At 71.2% G+C, this 17,362-nt stretch carries 13 protein-coding genes; 5 read left to right on the forward strand and 8 right to left on the reverse strand.

Annotated elements, in window-relative coordinates:
• Positions 1-562: 562 nt before the first annotated feature.
• From KBX21_RS25740 to moeZ, 5 genes are all read right to left on the reverse strand, one after another.
• Positions 563-4,204: a UvrD-helicase domain-containing protein gene (locus KBX21_RS25740; protein WP_210844221.1), complete on the reverse strand. Its 3,642-nt coding sequence runs from the start codon at positions 4,202-4,204 to the stop codon at positions 563-565.
• Entirely contained in the window at positions 4,197-7,571 is a 3,375-nt protein-coding gene (locus tag KBX21_RS25745) for an ATP-dependent helicase (RefSeq protein WP_374225745.1), read from the reverse strand. Before KBX21_RS25745 ends, KBX21_RS25740 begins: the two co-directional genes overlap by 8 nt.
• A gap of 86 nt (positions 7,572-7,657) precedes the next feature.
• Positions 7,658-8,011 carry an MGMT family protein gene (locus KBX21_RS25750; RefSeq protein WP_049569840.1) on the reverse strand — a complete coding sequence of 118 codons (354 nt, stop codon included), beginning with the start codon at positions 8,009-8,011 and terminating at the stop codon, positions 7,658-7,660.
• A gap of 42 nt (positions 8,012-8,053) precedes the next feature.
• Positions 8,054-8,440, reverse strand: coding sequence for a hypothetical protein (locus KBX21_RS25755; protein WP_049569843.1), 387 nt, complete (start codon positions 8,438-8,440; stop codon positions 8,054-8,056).
• A 200-nt stretch (positions 8,441-8,640) separates the two neighbouring features.
• Positions 8,641-9,804, reverse strand: coding sequence for an adenylyltransferase/sulfurtransferase MoeZ (gene moeZ / locus KBX21_RS25760; RefSeq protein ID WP_017547196.1), 1,164 nt, complete (start codon positions 9,802-9,804; stop codon positions 8,641-8,643).
• Between the two features lie 303 nt (positions 9,805-10,107).
• On the opposite strand from moeZ, the gene KBX21_RS25765 reads away from it, so the two are divergent.
• The 3 genes from KBX21_RS25765 to KBX21_RS25775 all read left to right on the forward strand — a co-directional run bounded on the left by KBX21_RS25765 (position 10,108) and on the right by KBX21_RS25775 (position 12,341).
• Entirely contained in the window at positions 10,108-10,347 is a 240-nt protein-coding gene (locus KBX21_RS25765) for a hypothetical protein (RefSeq protein ID WP_049569848.1), read from the forward strand.
• A gap of 199 nt (positions 10,348-10,546) precedes the next feature.
• Complete coding sequence (locus KBX21_RS25770) at positions 10,547-11,206, forward strand: TetR/AcrR family transcriptional regulator (RefSeq protein WP_082206348.1); 660 nt, start codon at positions 10,547-10,549, stop codon at positions 11,204-11,206.
• A 331-nt stretch (positions 11,207-11,537) separates the two neighbouring features.
• Positions 11,538-12,341 (forward strand): hypothetical protein, encoded by an 804-nt coding sequence (locus KBX21_RS25775; protein ID WP_049569854.1) that lies wholly within the window; start codon positions 11,538-11,540, stop codon positions 12,339-12,341.
• 111 nt (positions 12,342-12,452) lie between these two features.
• Here KBX21_RS25775 and KBX21_RS25780 read toward each other — a convergent pair whose 3' ends face one another.
• The 3 genes from KBX21_RS25780 to KBX21_RS25790 all read right to left on the reverse strand — a co-directional run bounded on the left by KBX21_RS25780 (position 12,453) and on the right by KBX21_RS25790 (position 14,143).
• Positions 12,453-12,695 (reverse strand): hypothetical protein, encoded by a 243-nt coding sequence (locus KBX21_RS25780; RefSeq protein WP_017547200.1) that lies wholly within the window; start codon positions 12,693-12,695, stop codon positions 12,453-12,455.
• A gap of 263 nt (positions 12,696-12,958) precedes the next feature.
• A complete protein-coding gene (locus tag KBX21_RS25785; RefSeq protein ID WP_017547201.1) occupies positions 12,959-13,270 on the reverse strand; it encodes a DUF6401 family natural product biosynthesis protein in 312 nt (103 codons plus the stop codon).
• A 174-nt stretch (positions 13,271-13,444) separates the two neighbouring features.
• Positions 13,445-14,143 (reverse strand): ferritin-like fold-containing protein, encoded by a 699-nt coding sequence (locus KBX21_RS25790; RefSeq protein ID WP_049569857.1) that lies wholly within the window; start codon positions 14,141-14,143, stop codon positions 13,445-13,447.
• A gap of 633 nt (positions 14,144-14,776) precedes the next feature.
• Between KBX21_RS25790 and KBX21_RS25795 the strand changes: the two genes are divergently transcribed.
• Both KBX21_RS25795 and KBX21_RS25800 read left to right on the forward strand, forming a co-directional pair.
• Entirely contained in the window at positions 14,777-16,309 is a 1,533-nt protein-coding gene (locus tag KBX21_RS25795) for a DEAD/DEAH box helicase (protein ID WP_049569860.1), read from the forward strand.
• Between the two features lie 77 nt (positions 16,310-16,386).
• The gene (locus KBX21_RS25800; protein ID WP_307869287.1) at positions 16,387-17,295 is read left to right on the forward strand and encodes an alpha/beta hydrolase; all 909 of its coding nucleotides are present in this window, start codon (positions 16,387-16,389) and stop codon (positions 17,293-17,295) included.
• Positions 17,296-17,362: the final 67 nt, after the last annotated feature.

The following is a 17,362-nucleotide window of genomic DNA, read 5'->3' on the forward strand; positions in this document are numbered from 1 at the left end:
CGTCATGCCCACACCCAACATCGCCGCCCAGACCCCCGCCCAGGGCGGGGACGGGCAGCACCTTCCCAACCCGAGGACCACCACCAACCCCGACCCAGCGCTCTCCCTCGCTGCCGCAGTTCCGTCCAGGCCAATGACCAGCCACCACACGCAACCCGTTGCGCACCGGCGCGGGGACGCACCCTCCCTCGCTGCCGCAGTTCCGTCCGGGCCAATGACCCGCCGCGACACCCAACACGATGCGCACCGGCGCGAGGAAACACCCTCCCTCGCTGACGCTCTTCCATCCCGGCGAACGACCAGCCACGACACGCAACACGTCGCACACCGGGCGCTCCCCGAACTCGCACTGCTCCGCCTGATGGTTGGCAGGCAATTGTTCAGCGCGGGAAATGGGGCGCCACGAACCACCTGGAGCAGGTGAGTCCACGAGGTGTTGTGCCCTGAGGATTTGTCGAGCAGACCAAGATCAATAACTGCCCGTGGGATCGCGGGCATGGCCTGCGTGAATCCGCTGGGCTCACTCTGGAGGTCGCATTCAAGAGTGGCGGGATTCCCCGCTCTACGAGGGTTCGGGGATGTTGGTGATCAAGGCTGCCAATCCCTCCGCGTCCAGCAGGTCGGCGGGCCGGACGGTCTCCCCCGCTCGCACGTAGTGGAACGCGGCCCGGACCTCCTCCAGCTCCACTCCGGCCAGGTCGGCCCAGGCCAGACGGTAGGCGGCCAACTGCACCCCGACCGCCCTGCGCTCCACGTTGTTCCCTGGCGGACGACCGGTCTTCCAGTCCACGACGTCGTACCGCCCGGTCTCGGCGTCATAGAACACCGCGTCCATGCGACCCCGGATCAGCCGGTCGCCGATGACCGTCTCGAACGGCACCTCGACCTCGACCGGAACGCGCGGACCCCACTCGCTCTCCTCGAACCTGCGCTGGAGGTCGGCAAGGTCTTCGTCCTCACCGGCGGTCTCGTCTGCGGCCCCGGGCAATTCGTCGAGCAGGGTCGCGTTGTGTCCGAACCGCTGCTCCAACCACGCGTGGAAGGCCGTGCCCCGCCTCGTGTGCGGCGCGGGCGGCCTGGGCAGGGGACGGCGGATCTGTCGGGCCAGCGCCGAAGGGTCGCGCGCCAACCAGACCATGGAGGAGACCGACAGGTGGTCGGGCAGCTCCACCTGCACGGGGCCGTCCCCCGGCCCCGCAGCGGCCCTGTCCCGGTGGGCGAGCAGCAGCTCGGCGTCGCGCTCCCAGCCCTGGAGCCTGCGCCGCAGCCCTTCGGGAGGCTTCCTCGGCCCGACCGGCTTCCCCTCACGTATACGCGCACGCGCCTGCTCGACCAGCTCCGCACCAGCCACGATCTGCGCGCGGCGGGAGTCAGCGGGTGGCTGGCCCTCCGGGTTCGGCTCGGGCTCCGGCCCCAGGTCAAGTGCCAGGTCCGGGGCGGGACCGGGCTCGGGCGGGGACTCGATGACCGCGTCGAAGTCGGGCACCGGTACGTCGTCGAACTCGGGGTCGTACTCCGGCTCGAACTCGAAGTCCGGTTCCGGTCCGAACTCGAAGTCCGGCACGGTTTCCGGCACTGCCGGAACCGGCAACAGCACCGGTGCGGGCTCGGCCGAACCCGAGGCGGAGGGCACGTCCTCGGGGGGCCACACCGCCGACGACTCCTCCTCGTCGTGCGGGTTGGTGTCCTCGGGGTCCGGCGGCGGGTCCCAGCGCACCACTCCCCCGGCACCCTGCTCGCAGGCCTCGCGGATCTCCTCCAGGAACTCCGAGGGCCCGCGCGGGGTGCTGCCGGTCCGCCCCCACCAGTGGCCGGTGCACACCAGCTCGTAGGAGGCACGGGTGACCGCCACGTACGCCAGCCGCCGCTCCTCCATCAGGTGGCGGGCCTCCTCGGCCTCCTTGAAGGCGGCGATGTCCTCCTTCTCGACCCCGCGCAGCGTGGGCAGGCTGGAGCGGTCGCCGCGCAGAGGGTACGGGAGCTGGTGGTCGGCCTTCACCCACGCATGGGAGTCGCGGGCCTTGGCGGGGAAGAGCGGGGCGCGCGCTCCGGCACTCACCCCGGGCACGATCACCACGGGCCACTCCAGGCCCTTGGCTCCGTGCATGGTCATGAGCTTCACGCTGTCCGAGCCACCCACCCGCTCTCCCGGGCTGAGGGCGCTCTCGTTCTCCTCGGCGGCGTTGAGGTAGCCGAGGAAGCTGCCCAGAGTGGGGTCCTCGGAGTTACCGACGAAGCGGACCGCGTGGTCCACGAAGGCGTCCAGGTCGGCGCGGGCCGAGAGGGGGTCGCGGTTGGTGCGAGCGCCCACCTCGATGTCCAGGCCGAGCATCCGCTCGATCTCGGTGATCAGGTCCGGGAGCGGCTGGCCCACGAGTTTGCGCAGGGTGCGCATTTCCTCGGCGAGGCGACCCAGACGCTCGTAGGCGGTAACCGAGTAGTTCTGGGCGGGCCCGGGGTCGTCGACGGCGTCCACGAGGCTGCCGCTCTCGGCGGTCAGGTCCAGGACGGTGCGGCGCAGCAGGTCCTCCGACTCCTCGTGCGCCCCCTCCTCCGCCGCGGGGCCGGTGAGGTCGCGGCGGGTGTGCCGGGCCAGCTCGGTGGCGCGGGAGCCGAGGGCGGCGAGGTCGCGGGGCCCCATCCGCCAGCGCGGACCGGTGAGCAGGCGGGCCAGCTCGTTACCGGCCGAGGCGTCGTGAACCACGCGCAGAGTGGCGATGATGTCGCGGACCTCGGGCACGAGCATGAGCCCGCCCAGGCCGACGACCTCCACGGGGATGCCGTGCGCCTCCAGGGCGTCGCGCAGCGGCGGGAACTGGGAGCGCTTGCGGCACAGGACGGCGACGTCACCGGGGCTGATTCCGCCGTCGGGGCCACCGCCGGTCTCGCTCTCGGGCCACACCAGCCCGTCCGGGGCGAACACCTGGCCACCCGGGCGCTCGGCGTCTGCCCGGAGCAGGTCGCGCACGTGGTCCGCGATCCAGGCCGCCTCCTCGGTCTCCGTGGAGAACAGTCCCGCCCGTGCGAGACCGCGCCCCTGCCGGGCCTGACTGGGGTGCAGCACCGGGACGTCGGCCGCCTCCGCGCGCAACGGCTCGGAGATGCGCTTGGCCACCCGCAGGACCCGTTCGCCGTTGCGGAAGCTGAAGGTGAGGCGCCGGACCGGGGCGGGGCGTCCGGGCGCGACCGGGAAGTCCGTGGGGAAACTGGTGAGGTTGGCGGCGATCGCCCCCCGCCACCCGTAGATGGACTGGCAGGGGTCACCCACGGCGGTCACCGCGTGCCCCTCGCCGAACAGCGCGCGCAGCAGCACCAGCTGGGCGTGACTGGTGTCCTGGTACTCGTCGAGGAGCACCACGCGGAACCGGCCGCGCTCGATCAGCCCTACCTCGGCGTGGTTCTGGGCGATGCGGGCGGCCAGGGCCATCTGGTCGCCGAAGTCCATGGCCTCCCGCGCGTGCTTGGCGTGGTTGTAGCGGTCCACCAGCGGGAGCAGCTGCTCGCGGCGGCGCTGGGTGTCCACCAGGTCCCGGGTGGGCTGGGTGGTCTTGCGGGACATGGCGTCCACCCCGGCCTGGATCCAGCGGCCGACGCCGCGCACCTGGTCAGTGGTGGTGAGGTGGTCGGAGATCTGCCCGGACAGGTCCAGGACGCGGCGGGTGACGGTGTCCGCGCCGACGTTCACGTGCTCCATGGGGCCGTCGTACTCGCCGACGATCCGGGCGGCCAGCTGCCAGGCCTGACCCTCGCTGAGCAGCCGGGACGTGGGTTCGACCGCCTCACGCAGGGCGTGGTCGGCGACGATGCGCCCGGCGTAGGAGTTGTAGGTGGAGACGGTGGGCTCGCCGTCCAGCAGCTCCTCGGGGAACTGCTCGGTGGCGCGCAGCTGCTCCAGGCGCTTGCGCACGCGCTCGGCCAGCTCGGCGGTGGCCTTGCGGGTGAAGGTCAGCCCGAGGACCTGCTCGGGGCGGACGTGGCCGTTGGCGACCAGCCACACGACGCGGGCCGCCATGGTCTCGCTCTTGCCCGATCCGGCACCGGCGATCACCACCCCGGGCTCCAACGGCGCCGAGATGACCTGGGCCTGCTCGACGGTGGGTTCGGGGCGCTTGAGGAGCCGGGCCAGCTCGGCCGGGCTGAAGCGGGGTCTGTGGGGATCGGGGGAACCGGAGGCGGAGGGTGCCCCGGGGATGGGTTCAGACATGTCGGCCCTCGTCCTGGACCGGGCAGCAGGCGCGCACGGCGCACGCGTTGCATCCGGTGTTGCGGGTGGCGGCGAAGCGGGACCCTCCCATGCCTGTGGCGACCTCGCGGACGAGGGTCCCCGCCCATTCGGGGTCGGGGTCCTCACCGAGCGGGGGCTGGGTCTGTTCGCGCGCCTTCTTGCTGAGCGCCGCCTTGCCGACCTGGACGAGGGCGGCGCCGCCGGGTTCGGCCAGGCCGAGCTTGGCGAAGGCGCCCCGGAGGACGGCCATCTGGTAGACGCCGAGCTGGGGGTGGCGGGCCAGGTCGTCGGCCTTGGTGCCGCCGGTCTTGATGTCCACGACCACGGCGCGGCCCTCAGAGTCGCGTTCGAGGCGGTCCACGCGGCCGGTGATCTCGATCCCGCCCACGTCCACCTTGAAGCCCTCCTCGGTGACGACCAGCTCGCGGTCGTTGGTGGCGTCCCAGGTGATGAACTTGCGGACCATCTCGTCCGCGCGGTCGCGCTGTTTGTCGGACTGCCAGGGTCCGCCGAAGTCGAGGTCGGCCCAGATCTCGTCCATGCGGGCGCCGACCTCCTCGGCGGTGCCACCCTCGGCGACCAGCACGGCGACGGCGTGCACGACCGTGCCCAGAGCGGAGGCGGAGTCGCCCGAGGAGGCCCCCGCCGCGCGCTCCAGCAACCAGCGCAGCTGGCAGTTGGTGAAGCTCTCCACCTGGGAGGGCGACACCCGGATGGTGTCCTCGGGGTCGGAGAGCGGGCGGGCGTCGGAGAAGGGGGTGAGCGCGTACCACTCGGCCGGGTCCGCGCCCCGCACACCCTCCTCCGCCAGGCGGGCCAGATGGGCGGCGGCCGCCGTGCGCAGGGGGTCGGGGGCCTCGGGGTCGGTGACCACCGAGCGCAGGTCGGCGACGAGCGCGGGCAGGGACAGCCAGCGGCGGCCGGTGCTGACCTGCTCCGGGTCGCCCGTGCCCATCTCGTTGAGGAAGCGGGAGGGGCGTTCGTCGGTGTCCTCGCCGCCCACGCAGGTGACGTAGAGGGAGCGGCGGGCACGGGTGAGCGCCACGTAGAACAGGCGGCGTTCCTCGTGCAGGAGCTTGGAGGCCAGGGCGGCGCCGAAGGAGTCGGCGGAGTGGCTGCCGGAATCCAGCAGCTCCTCCACGCCGAGCAGGGAGCCGCGTAGCCGCAGGTCCGGCCACTCGCCCTCCTGGACCCCGGCCACGATCACCAGGCCCCACTCCAGGCCCTTGGAGCGGTGGGCGGTGAGGATGCGCACCGCCTCGCCCTCGGGCGCGCGCTCGGCGAGGCTGTCGCCGGGGATCTCCTGGGCGGCCAGGTCCTCAAGGAACCCGTCGGGGGTGCCGGGGGGCAGGCGGTCGCAGTAGCGGGCCGCGCTCTCGAACAGCGCGACCACGGCGTCCAGGTCGCGGTCGGCGGCGGCGCCTCGGCGCCCCCCTGCCAGGCTGGCGCGCATGAGGCGGTCGGCCAGGCCGCTGTCCCGCCACAGCTCCCAGAGGACCTGCTCGGCATCGGCCCCCTTGGCCGCCAGGTCCCGGACGGTGCGCAACGCGTTGGCCACGCGCAGGGCCGGGGCAGCCACGGCGGGGTCCACCAGCGTGAGTTCACCGGGGTCGCGAAGGGCGTCCACGAGCAGCTGGGAGGACGGCCGGTATCGCCCGGAGTCACTCGCGACAGCCTCGGACGCCCCACCCCCGACATCAGCCCCGGAGGCCTCACCAGCACCGGTATCCCTGGTGGTCCCAGAGGACTCAGGGGCCCCGGCGACCCCAGTGGCCTCGGCACCCTCAGCAGCCCCTACTGCCTCTGTGGGATCAGTGATCCCGGCGCCCTCGGCGGGCTCGGCGGCCTCAGCAGCACCGACGCCCTCAGCAGCCCAGGAGTCCCTGGCGGCCCCGGCGGAGGCGGCTCCGTTCGCGGCGCGGTCGAGGTCCAGGCGGCGCAGGGCGCGGACCAGACGGCGCAGCCGGACCGAGTCCGCCTCGCCGAAGGGGCTCATGAGCAGCTCGCGGGCGGCGTCGTCGTCCAGTTCCTGTGGGCGCAGGCCGTAGCGGATCAGGCCCAGCAGCGGACGGACGATGGGTTCGGCGGCCACCGGGAGATCGTCGGACCCCACGACCACCGGCACCGAAGCGGCCGTGAGCGCCCGGCGCAGCACCGGGAGCTGGCGGCTGGAGGAGCGCACCAGGACGGCCATGTCCGACCACGGGACACCGTCCACCAGGTGGGCGCGGCGCAGGGTGTCGGCGATGACGGCGGCTTCCTGGGTGGAGCTGTCCGCCATGAGGACGTGCACCTCGCCGTCCGGGACCCCCTCGGGGGGGATGAGGTCGCGGTGGGCGTTCACGCGGCCTCGCGCGGAGGCCACGGCGGGCAGGCGGCGGGTGAGACCGCGCGAGGCCGCCAGCAGGGCCGCGCCGCTGCGACGACAGGTGCGCAGCGCCACGACCGGGGCGTCGGTGCGCCGCAGGGTGGGGAAACGGCGCGGGAAGTCGAGGATGTTGTCCACCTCTGCGCCGCGGAAGGCGTAGATGGACTGGTCCGGGTCGCCCACAGCGATGAGGTCTCGGCCGTCCCCGGCCAGGGCGCGCAGCAGCTCCTCCTGGGCCGGGTCGGTGTCCTGGTACTCGTCGACGAACACCACCTCGTGGGCGGCGCGCTCGCGCTCCTGCACCTCGGGGTCGGAGAGCATGTTCGCGGCGACCCGCACGAGCTCGGCGTAGTTGAGGGTGGGCACCGGCGCGATGTCGAACCGGCCGTTCATCCGGGAGAGGAACCCGGCGGCGGCGGTCCAGTCGTCGCGGTCGCGCTCGGCCGCCGCCCGGGCCAGGTCGACCGGGCCCAGACCGCGCTCCTGGGCGCGCATGAGGAAGTCGCGCAGTTCCTCGGCGAACCCACGGGTCTCCAGGGCCGGGCGCAGCCGCTCGGGCCACTGCTCGGCGCCGTCCTGGAACTCCCAGTTCAGCAGCTCGCGCACCTCCATGAGCTGCTCGGGCCCGGACAGCAGTCGGGGCGGGGAGTCGCCCATCCGCTGGAACTCGCGGCGGATGAGGGCGTAGGCGTAGCTGTGGAAGGTGAGCGCGAGGGGTTCGCGGGTGGTGCGCCGAAGACGACCGGTGATGCGCTCACGCAGCTCCTGGGCGGCCTTGCGGCTGAAGGTGAGCACCAGGATGCGGGAGGGGTCGACACCACGGTTGTCGATGCGGTCCACCACGGCCTCGACGATCGTGGTGGTCTTGCCGGTCCCGGGACCGGCCAGGACCAGGAGCGGGCCGCCCGGGTGGTCGACGACGCGCTGCTGGTTCTCGTCCAGCACCGGAGGCGGCAGCACCTGGTGGGCGCGCCGCACAAGACGGTACGGGGATGTGTTCACTCCTCCAGTTCACCAGAGGTCGACGACCATCGCGGACGCCGCGTGGGCGCTCCAGAGCCCCGTCAGGCGCCGCTTCCCCCGTCCCATCGGGCTTCCCGCATGTCCACCCGGTCGCCGCTCGGGCGCATCGGGGTGGCCTCCGCCGCGTAGTGGGATCGGGCACGTACGAGGTGGCCCTCGGCGGGGCGCCCGTCCGAGCGCACCACCCGCCACCACGGAACTCCCCCGCCCCAGCGGGACATCACCGAACCCACCTGACGGGGGCCGCCCCTGCCGACGTACTCGGCGATGTCCCCGTAGCTCATGACCCGGCCCGACGGGATCCGCTCGACCACCGAGAGGACCTCCTCGGTGTACTCGTCGAGGGGCTCGGACTCCTCGTCCTCGGCGGGTTCTCGGGGGTGGGGCTCGACCATGCGCCGAGCCTATCCGCCCCCTCCGACACTCGTCGGCGTCGGTTACTCGGACACCACGTTCATGTGGGTGCCCCAGGCCAGCTCGGGGTCGCGCCTGCGCGCCGCACGGGCCTGCACCAGACCGTTCACGCCCAGAGCGGCGATGATCACGCCCCCGACCCACGCCGTGATCGCGGCCGGCAGGACGTGGGTGTAGTCCAGCGCCCACGGCAGGACGAACAGCAGCACTCCGGCCGCCGTCACTCCGAGCTCGGTCACCAGCGCGCCGGGGCGGGTCAGGGACATCGTGGCCATGACGATGACCGCCAGGCCCACCAGGAGGAACATCGCCCCGGAGAAGCCGTACATCCCGTGCCCGACCCAGCTCAGACCCACGACGAGTCCGAGAACGATCGTGGCCACGTCCGCCCAGCGTCCCTTCTCACGCATCACGCCACCTCCTCGCGGCAGGGGTCCGCACCGGAGGTCGGTACCGCACCCCGTGGATGCTTCGTACCCATTTATCCCTCTCGGTAGGGGTTCGGACCAGGGAAAAGTCCGGCTGCCCCCACGGACACACGACGGACGGCGCCGGGAAAACCCGGCGCCGTCCGAAGGAGGCGCTTGGGCCCGCCGCGCGGGCTCGCTCTCTAGTACTCGGGCAGGCTCGGGTCCACCTGGTTGATCCAGGCCAGCACGCCGCCGCCCACGTGCACGGCGTCGGAGAACCCGGCGGCCTTCACGGCGGCCAGTGCCTCGGCCGAACGCACACCGGACTTGCAGTGCAGGACCACGCGCTTGTCCTGCGGCAGCTGCTCGAACGCCTTGCCGTTGAGGAACTCACCCTTGGGGATGAGCGTGGCGCCCGGGATGCTGACGATCTCGTACTCGTTCTGCTCGCGCACGTCCACGAGGAAGATCTCGTCGGGCTTGTTGTCCAGCAGCTCCTTGAGCTCCGGAGCGGTGATGGTCGAGTCCGCGGCGGCCTCGGTGGCCTCCTCGGACACGGCCCCGCAGAAGGCCTCGTAGTCGATGAGCTCGGTGACCGGCTCGGTGTCCGGGTCCTTGCGGACCTTGACCTCACGCCAGGTCATCTCCAGGGCGTCGAAGATGAGCAGACGGCCGACCAGCGGGTCACCGATGCCGGTGATCAGCTTGATCGCCTCGTTGACCATCACCGAGCCGATGGAGGCGCACAGCACGCCCAGGACGCCGCCCTCGGCGCAGGAGGGGACCATGCCGGGCGGCGGCGGCTCCGGGTAGAGGTCGCGGTACTGCGGCCCGTACTCGTTCCAGAAGACGCTGACCTGACCATCGAACCGGTAGATCGAACCCCACACGTAGGGCTTGTTCAGGATGACGGCGGCGTCGTTGACCAGGTACCGGGTGGCGAAGTTGTCCGTGCCGTCCAGGATCAGGTCGTAGCCCGCGAGGATGTCCAACGCGTTGTCCGACTCCAGGCGGTCCTGGTGCAGGATGACCTCGACGTTGGGGTTCACCTCCTTGATGCTGTCCCGGGCGGACTCGGCCTTGGGGCGGCCGACGTCGCTCTGCCCGTGGATGACCTGACGCTGGAGGTTGGACTCGTCGACGACGTCGAAGTCGATGATGCCGAGCGTGCCCACACCGGCGGCGGCCAGGTAGAGCAGGGCCGGGGAGCCGAGACCGCCCGCACCGACGACCAGCACCTTGGCGTTCTTCAGGCGCTTCTGGCCGGCCATCCCCACGTCGGGGATGATCAGGTGGCGCGAGTAACGGCGCACCTCGTCCACGGTCAGCTCGGCGGCTGGTTCGACCAGCGGCGGCAGCGACACGGTGACTCCTCATGACTGTTCGGGTCGCTTCGCGTCCACCCGTGCCGAGGGGCCCACGGGAACGTGGGGGTGCGCGAAGCTGCTTGCACTCATACCCAACCTAACGGGTGGGGTATTCCATTCCCACCCCGGGGAGGCGTGGTCCTCGTCGCCCCCCGGGCGCTTCCTGACCTCCCTCAACCACCGCGGCCCGGGAGTTCATTCCACACGGTGAGGGAGCACCGGCCGCGCGGCTCCCCTTGCCCCGAGAGTCGTCGCGGGTAGTGTCGCTCGTACGCTCCGCGACGATCCTGGGAGGACCCTGTGGCAACTTCCGACGACAGTGGGAACCGGCGGCGCAGCGCCCCTGAGGACGAGGACCCGACCGCGGCGGTGCCCGAGGCGGACGCGGCCGAACAGCGCGTCCGGGCCGACGCCGACGCTGACGAGGGCCGCGAGGACTGGACCGAGCGGGCCGCTGGGGAGAGCTTCGACCAGGCCGACGAGGCGGACGTGATCGAACAGGTCCGGGAGGCCGGACAGGACGAGGAAGAACGCCGCTGACCGCACGTGGTCCCGCCCCACCCCGCCTGACCACGGGCGGCCGTGCGTGAGCACTGCCCACGCCGAAGCTACGCCGGAGTAGGATGGGGGAAAAGCTGCGGGCCGCGTCACAGAGCCGAGACCGCGTCCGACAGCGTAAGCCACGCAGATGTCCGGTGAATGGTGTGCATCTGCCATGCCGAGTTCGGAGGGTGTGGGTGTGACAGCTCCATCAGACGCCCGCGCCCGGGGCACGCGGCTGCCCCGGGTCCGCCGCCGCCGCCAACTCCTGGCAGCGGCTCAGGAGGTCTTCGTCGCCCGTGGCTACCACGCCGCGGCGATGGACGAGATCGCGGACCGCGCGGGAGTCAGCAAGCCGGTCCTGTACCAGCACTTCCCCGGAAAGCTGGAGCTCTACCTGGCCCTTCTGGAGGAACACTCCGAGGCCCTGGTCGAGAAACAGCGGGAGGCGCTGGAGAGCACCGACGACAACCGTCAGCGCGTCACCGCCAGTTTCCAGGCCTACTTCGACTTCGTGGCGGGCGACGGAGAGGCGTTCCGGCTGGTCTTCGAATCCGACCTGCGCAACCTCCCGGCCGTCCGGGAGAAGAGCGAGCACACGTTCCAGCGCTGCGCGGAACTGATCGGCAAGGTCATCCGCCAGGACACCAGCATCTCCGACGACGAGGCGCACCTGCTGAGCATCGCGCTGGTCGGCATGGCCGAGACCAGTGCCAGGTACTGGCTGAACAACCACGGCGCGGTCCCCAAGGACGCCGCCGAACAGCTGGTGGCCAGGCTGGCCTGGCGCGGGATCAGCGGCTGGGACCTGACCCGGCCCGCCGACGAGGACGAAGCGGAGACCGGGTCCGGGGACTGACCCCGCCCGCGACGCTCCCGCGAACCCACGCGGAACGGACCCCGGAACACCACGGCGTTCCGGGGTCCGTCGCGTTCCCGCGAGTTCTCCATGCTTTTCCCGAGCAATTACCGACCGGGCATTATCCCGAATCCCCGGGCGAAAAAGAACCACAGAATGGCCATTCCTCGACCAAGACCGGGCAATCAACGCGACACCGGCATTCAGAACGGTTCGATTAACGTGCGTCGGGTATCGCGAAACTGAGAAGTAACGCGCTTCTCTTCGCCGTATCCGTTCGGCACCGGCCACCGGCGCGCGAGCGGAACCAGCGATTCGGGGGTGAGGACGTATGGACATCGGTCAGGGCCTGATGGACGCCTGGCAGACCGTGGCGGGCTTCGTACCGCTGCTGTTGGGCTTCCTGGTGATCCTGGTACTGGGCTGGATCATCGCCTGGTTCGTGGGGAAGGGCGTCGCCAAGGGCCTGCACAGTGTCGGACTGGACCGCGCACTGCACCGCGGGGGCGTGGGCGAGTACTTCGAGCGCAGCCGCTGGACCGCCAGTGAGCTGGGCGGAAAGATCGTCTACTACGTCGGTCTGTTGTTCGTGCTGACGCTCGCGTTCAACGTCTTCGGGCCGAACCCGATCAGCACGCTGCTCAATGACGTCATCGCCTGGATTCCGCACGGCATCGTGGCGCTGATCATCGTCGTGGTGGCGGGCATGATCGCCAAGGCCGTCCGGGACCTGATCACCGGTGCCCTGGGCGCGCTGTCCTACGGCCGGTTCCTGGCCAACATCGCGGCCGTGGCCGTCCTGGCGCTCGGTGTCATCGCGGCGCTGAACCAGATGGGCGTCGCCACCACCGTCACGCTTCCGGTGCTGGTCGCGGTGCTCGCCACGGTCGGCGGCATCCTGGTGGTCGGCGTCGGCGGCGGACTCATCCGCCCGATGCAGTCCCGCTGGACGAACTGGCTGGAAGCGGCCGAGCGCGAGACCGCGCGCGTGAGCGGCGGTGAGAGCAGCTACGACGCCGGACGCGAGGCGGCCATGGGCCGACCGGGCTTCAGGCCCACCGAGGGCCAGGGGGCGCGGGAGGAAGCCTCCAGCCTGCCGGGACAGCGCCCGAGGGGCGGTGAGCCCACCTCGTAGCCACGAGGAAGCCGACCCGGGGTGACCCGGGTTCGGGTGACCCGAAGACGCAGTTGAGGGCGGGGCCAATGGCCTCGCCCTCGTCGTGTGCGCCGTCCGTGCGGCGCCCCGTCACAGGAACTCGGAGTCCCGCAGTTCCTGACGGGAGAGGTTCTCGATGCGTCGCCACGCCAGGACGCCCGTGGCGATCAACGGCAGGAACGCCAGCCAGAAGACGACGCTTCCGGGTCCGGTGAACACCATCGACGCGAGCGCGACAACGAAGATCAGTGCGAAAAGCGCGAAGTCGACGCGATCCTGCTGGATCAGGACGCCGACCGGTGGGCGCGCCGCCCCATGCCGACCGCTCCTCATTCGCTTTCCTTTCTCGCGGCTCTTCGGGCCGCTCCGCCGTTACGGTGCCCGGGTACCGCCTCGCCCCTGGAACACCGTGAATACCACGTTGCATTCCGCAGGCCACCGGTTCCGGCGGTACGCCGATCCGGATCGGGCCGCCAAGGTTCACCGGTGCCTTTTCAGCGTACGCCCAAGTGGCGGATCGCGCCGGAGAACCAGAAGGGCGATGGCCGCGAGCGGAATCGCGGCGCAGATCACACTCGCCTGCGGACGTCACCAACCTAGCGGACGAAACCACGGTCCTTCGCCAGTCGGCAGATCGCGAGAATGCGGAGCGTCTCCCAGTCATAGCTGGAGTCCTCGGAGTCCCAGCCGCGTTCGAGGCAGCCGTCAAGAAAACCGTGCAGGTACGTTCCGAGCGTGTTGGCGGTGAGTTCGGCGCCGCCGGAGACGATGCCTTCGCACACCTGTGCGGCGTGCTGGTCCAGCTCAGCGCTCATCCAGGGCGGCACCGGCGCGTCGAGGGGGCCGATCTTGTGGAAGTCACGGGTGAGTCCGGCCAGCGGGTGGCGCACGGAGGTCCCACGGGGCATGGAAGTACCTACTCGCGTGGTCAGGAGACGGGAAACTCCATCGACTCTATGTGCGCCGAACCAATGGATCGTAACGAATGTGTTGGAAATTACCCGCACTTGACCAAGTGGAACCAAGTTCCGGTCAAACGCCCAAGAAGGCAGAAACCAGTACTGGTCGGGCGTTGAGCGCGCCTATTCGGCCAGGCCCATCGCGGAGAGTCGCGCCGCGTGCCCCTCCGTGAGCGAGGCGAACATCCGGCTGACGGCTGCGAGGTCGCCCAGACCGGAGTCGCCCGTCCTCTCACTCCGCTCGGCCACCTTGGGATCACGCGCCAGCATCGTGGCCAGCTGCGGCCGGTCCACCGCCACGGCCTGCGCCTGGCTCAGCGCCTCCCCCACCAGACGACGCGCCCACAGGGACAGGCGCCCGGCCAGCTTGGGGTCCTCGGCGAGCGCGGCGCGCACCTGCCCGGCGACGAACTCGGCTCGCTCGGTCTCGGCGAGCACGTCCTCGACGAGTGCGCGGGTGTCGGCGTCGGCGAGCTCGGCGACCCTGCGGTAGAAGTCACCCGCGATGCCGTCGCCGACGTAGGTCTTGACCAGGCTCTCGAGCCAGCTCTGCGGTTCGGTGCGCTCGTGCCAGGCGTCCAGGGGACTCACGAACGGGGCCATGGCCTCCTCGGGGTCCACCCCGAGCTCACCCAGGCGTTGGTGAAGCGCCTGGTAGTGGTTCTGTTCGGTGGCGGCCAGACCCGCCAGCTGCCCCTTGGTCCGCAGCGAGGGCGCCAGACCGGCGTCGTCGGCCAGACGGAAGAAGGAACCGAGCTCGGCGTAGGCGAGCAGTCCGAGCAGATCGATCACGCCGGGGGCGGCAGAGGAGCCTTGGGTCATGCCCGTCAGCGTATCGTTCGGCCTGCCCCGCACCCAATCGGGGACTTTTCGGGGACTAAACGCCTCCGGAGAACGGTTGCACCCGCTGAGAGCGGGTACGGTCCCGGCCGTCGGAGTCCGGTGAACAGCGGGGTCCACAGCACAGTGAGCAACTATGTGCACCGGGCGAACCAGCAGCTAGACTCAGCGTGATGACCGGCGCGCACGATCGCGGCGCCGCGTCCCGCACCCCAGCGACGCGGGCCCTCCCGCGAGCATCTTCCGGCGCCGCGGACGCGGGCGCCCAGCGACGTGCGACCGGACACCACAACGTGTCCTCACGAGCAGTGCGGCGTGAGGGAGCAACGGCCCACGCGCCCAGCTACGCACCGCACACGACAATCCAGCGGATGGAACCGACACATCGTGACCAGGGAACCCCCCGGGCCGCGCGGGTCCAGACGGCAGCGCCACCGAGGCTCCCTCGCCGAAGCGGGAACCGGTGAGCCGCGCCCTCCGCGGCGGTCACAAGCCGCCCGCGACCGCACCCCGCCGCGGCCACGAACAACGCTGCGGCCCGCCTAGATGGAGGCTTGAGCCCTGAGCAGCACAGCAGAAACCACGACATCCGCGACCACCTTCCGCGACCTGGGCGTGAGCCCGGAACTCGCCGACGCCCTGGAGGCGGAGGGGATCATCTCCCCGTTCCCCATCCAGGAACTGGCCCTCCCGATCGCGCTGAACAGCAGCGACATCATCGGCCAGGCGCGCACCGGAACCGGCAAGACCCTCGCCTTCGGTCTTCCCCTCCTCCAGCGCGCGCAGGAAAAGCCGGGCACGTCCAAGCGGCCGCGCGCCCTGGTCGTCGTCCCCACCCGTGAGCTGGCCATCCAGGTGGCCGCCGACCTCACGACCGCCAGCAAGCGCAGCGGCGGCCGCATCCTGACCGTCTACGGCGGCCGTTCCTACGAGCCGCAGATCAACGGGCTCAAGGAGGGCGTCGACGTGGTCGTCGGCACCCCGGGCCGGCTCCTCGACCTGGAGAACCAGAAGCACCTGCGGCTGGACGAGGTCGCGGCGGTGGTCCTGGACGAGGCCGACAAGATGCTCGACCTCGGTTTCCTCCCGGACATCGAGCGCATCCTCAAGAAGATCCCGACCGAGCGCCAGGTGATGCTCTTCTCGGCCACCATGCCGAGCGAGATCGTCACGCTCTCCCGGAACTACCTGCGCCAACCCACCCACGTGCGGGCCGGTGACGACAACGAGATCGACGGCTCGGCCATCACCAAGCGGATCGCCCAGCACGCGTTCCGCACCCACCAGATGGACAAGCCCGAGATGCTGGCCCGGCTCCTGCAGTCCGAGCAGCACGGCCAGAGCATGGTCTTCTGCCAGACCAAGCGGGCCTGCGACAGGGTCGCCGGAGAGCTCAAGGACCGTGGCTTCGCCGCCGCGGCCGTGCACGGCGACCTCGGCCAGAGCCAGCGCGAGCGGGCCCTGCGAGCCTTCCGCAACGGCAAGATCAACATCCTGGTCGCCACTGACGTGGCCGCCCGGGGCCTGGACGTCGACGACGTGACCCACGTGGTCAACTACGAGACGCCCGAGGACGAGAAGACCTACACGCACCGCATCGGCCGCACCGGTCGCGCGGGGCGCACAGGCACCGCCGTCACGTTCGTGGACTGGCAGGAGATGCCGCGCTGGAAGCTGATCAACGGCGCGCTCGACCTGGACTTCCACGAGCCCGAGGAGACCTACTCCACCTCTCCGCACTTCTTCGAGGCGCTGCGCATCCCCAAGGGGACCAAGGGCAAGCTCGCCATGGAGAAGCGCGGCGAGCACGCCGGGCTGGAGGCCGAGGAGGTCGAGGACATCGGCGACACCGGGCAGCCGCGCGGCGGCGACCGGGGTGGCCGCAAGAGCCGGGGCGGCGACCGCAAGGAAAGCGCTGAGCAGGGGGGACGCAAGAGCTCCCGTGACCGCGACCGGAACCGTTCCCGCCGACGCACCCGCAGCGGTGAGAACGTCGGCCGCTCCGAGGGTTCGGCGGAGAAGGCGTCGGTGAAGGCCGACGCCCCGACCAACGGTCCCGAGCAGTCCGCCGAGGGTGACGGTGCCCGCAGGGTCCGCCGCCGTCGTCGCACCCGTGGCGCCGTGCGCCGCGACCCCGAGAACACCTGAATCACCTGATCCGAGAACGGTCGAATCCGCGTCGGGTACCCCCGGACCGGTAGTCCCATCGTCTAGGGTGGCCCGACGTGAGTACACCTGAGTTCCTCGATCCGCCGCCGGGTGTGCGGCGCACGGACCTTCGTCTTTCGTACGGTCCGGTGGCCGCACTCCGGGCCCAGCCCACCTCCGGCGGCACCGTTCTGACCCCCGCTGTCCTGGTGCACGGCTTCACCGGCAGCAAGGAGGACTTCATCGCCCTCCTCCAGAGTCTGGCGCAGGCCGGGCGGGAGGTGGTCGCGATCGACCTGCCCGGCACGTACCAGTCGCCGGGCCCCGAGACCCTCATCCCGCCGCCCGGGGTCGAGCTGCCCGACTACCGCCTGTCCTCCCTGGGCGCGGTGGTCGGAGAGGTGCTCGACGTGGTCGGCGACGGCGGCCCCGTGCACCTGGTGGGGCACTCCTTCGGCGGGCTGGTCTCCCAGGAGGCGGCGCTGACCGAACTCACTCCGCTGGCCTCCCTCACCCTGATGTGCTCCGGCCCCGGCGCCCTGAGCGGCCCCGGCGCGGACCGAGCACGCAACCTCATCGCCGCGCTGTCGATGGACCCCACCCCGGAACGACTGCGGACGCTGTGGGACGAACGCTTCGCCGCCGAGGCCCGCGCCCGCACCCCCAAGCCCGAGGTCGTCGACTTCCTGCGCGAGCGGTTCCTGAACACGAGTGCCCTGGCCCTCATCCGGATGGCCGAGGACCTGCTGGGCGCCCGGGACCGGATCGACGAGCTGGCGGAGGTGGACCTGCCCGCCCTGGTCCTCTACGGCGAGAACGACGACGCCTGGCCGCTGGCCGAGCAGGACGGGATGGCCGAGCGCCTGGGCGCGCGGCGGCTGGTGGTCCCCGGTGCGGGCCACTCCCCCAACGTGGAGGCCCCCGAGACCACGTCGAGCGCGCTCACGAGCTTCTGGAACGAGACGGAGTCCGTGGGCCGTCGCTGACCCGCAGCCGGTCCGAGACCGGTGGTGAACGAAGACGAACGGCCGGGCCGCCGCTCCTGATTGGGGC

Source organism: Nocardiopsis sp. B62 (assembly GCF_018070675.1).
Lineage (GTDB): Bacteria > Actinomycetota > Actinomycetes > Streptosporangiales > Streptosporangiaceae > Nocardiopsis > Nocardiopsis prasina.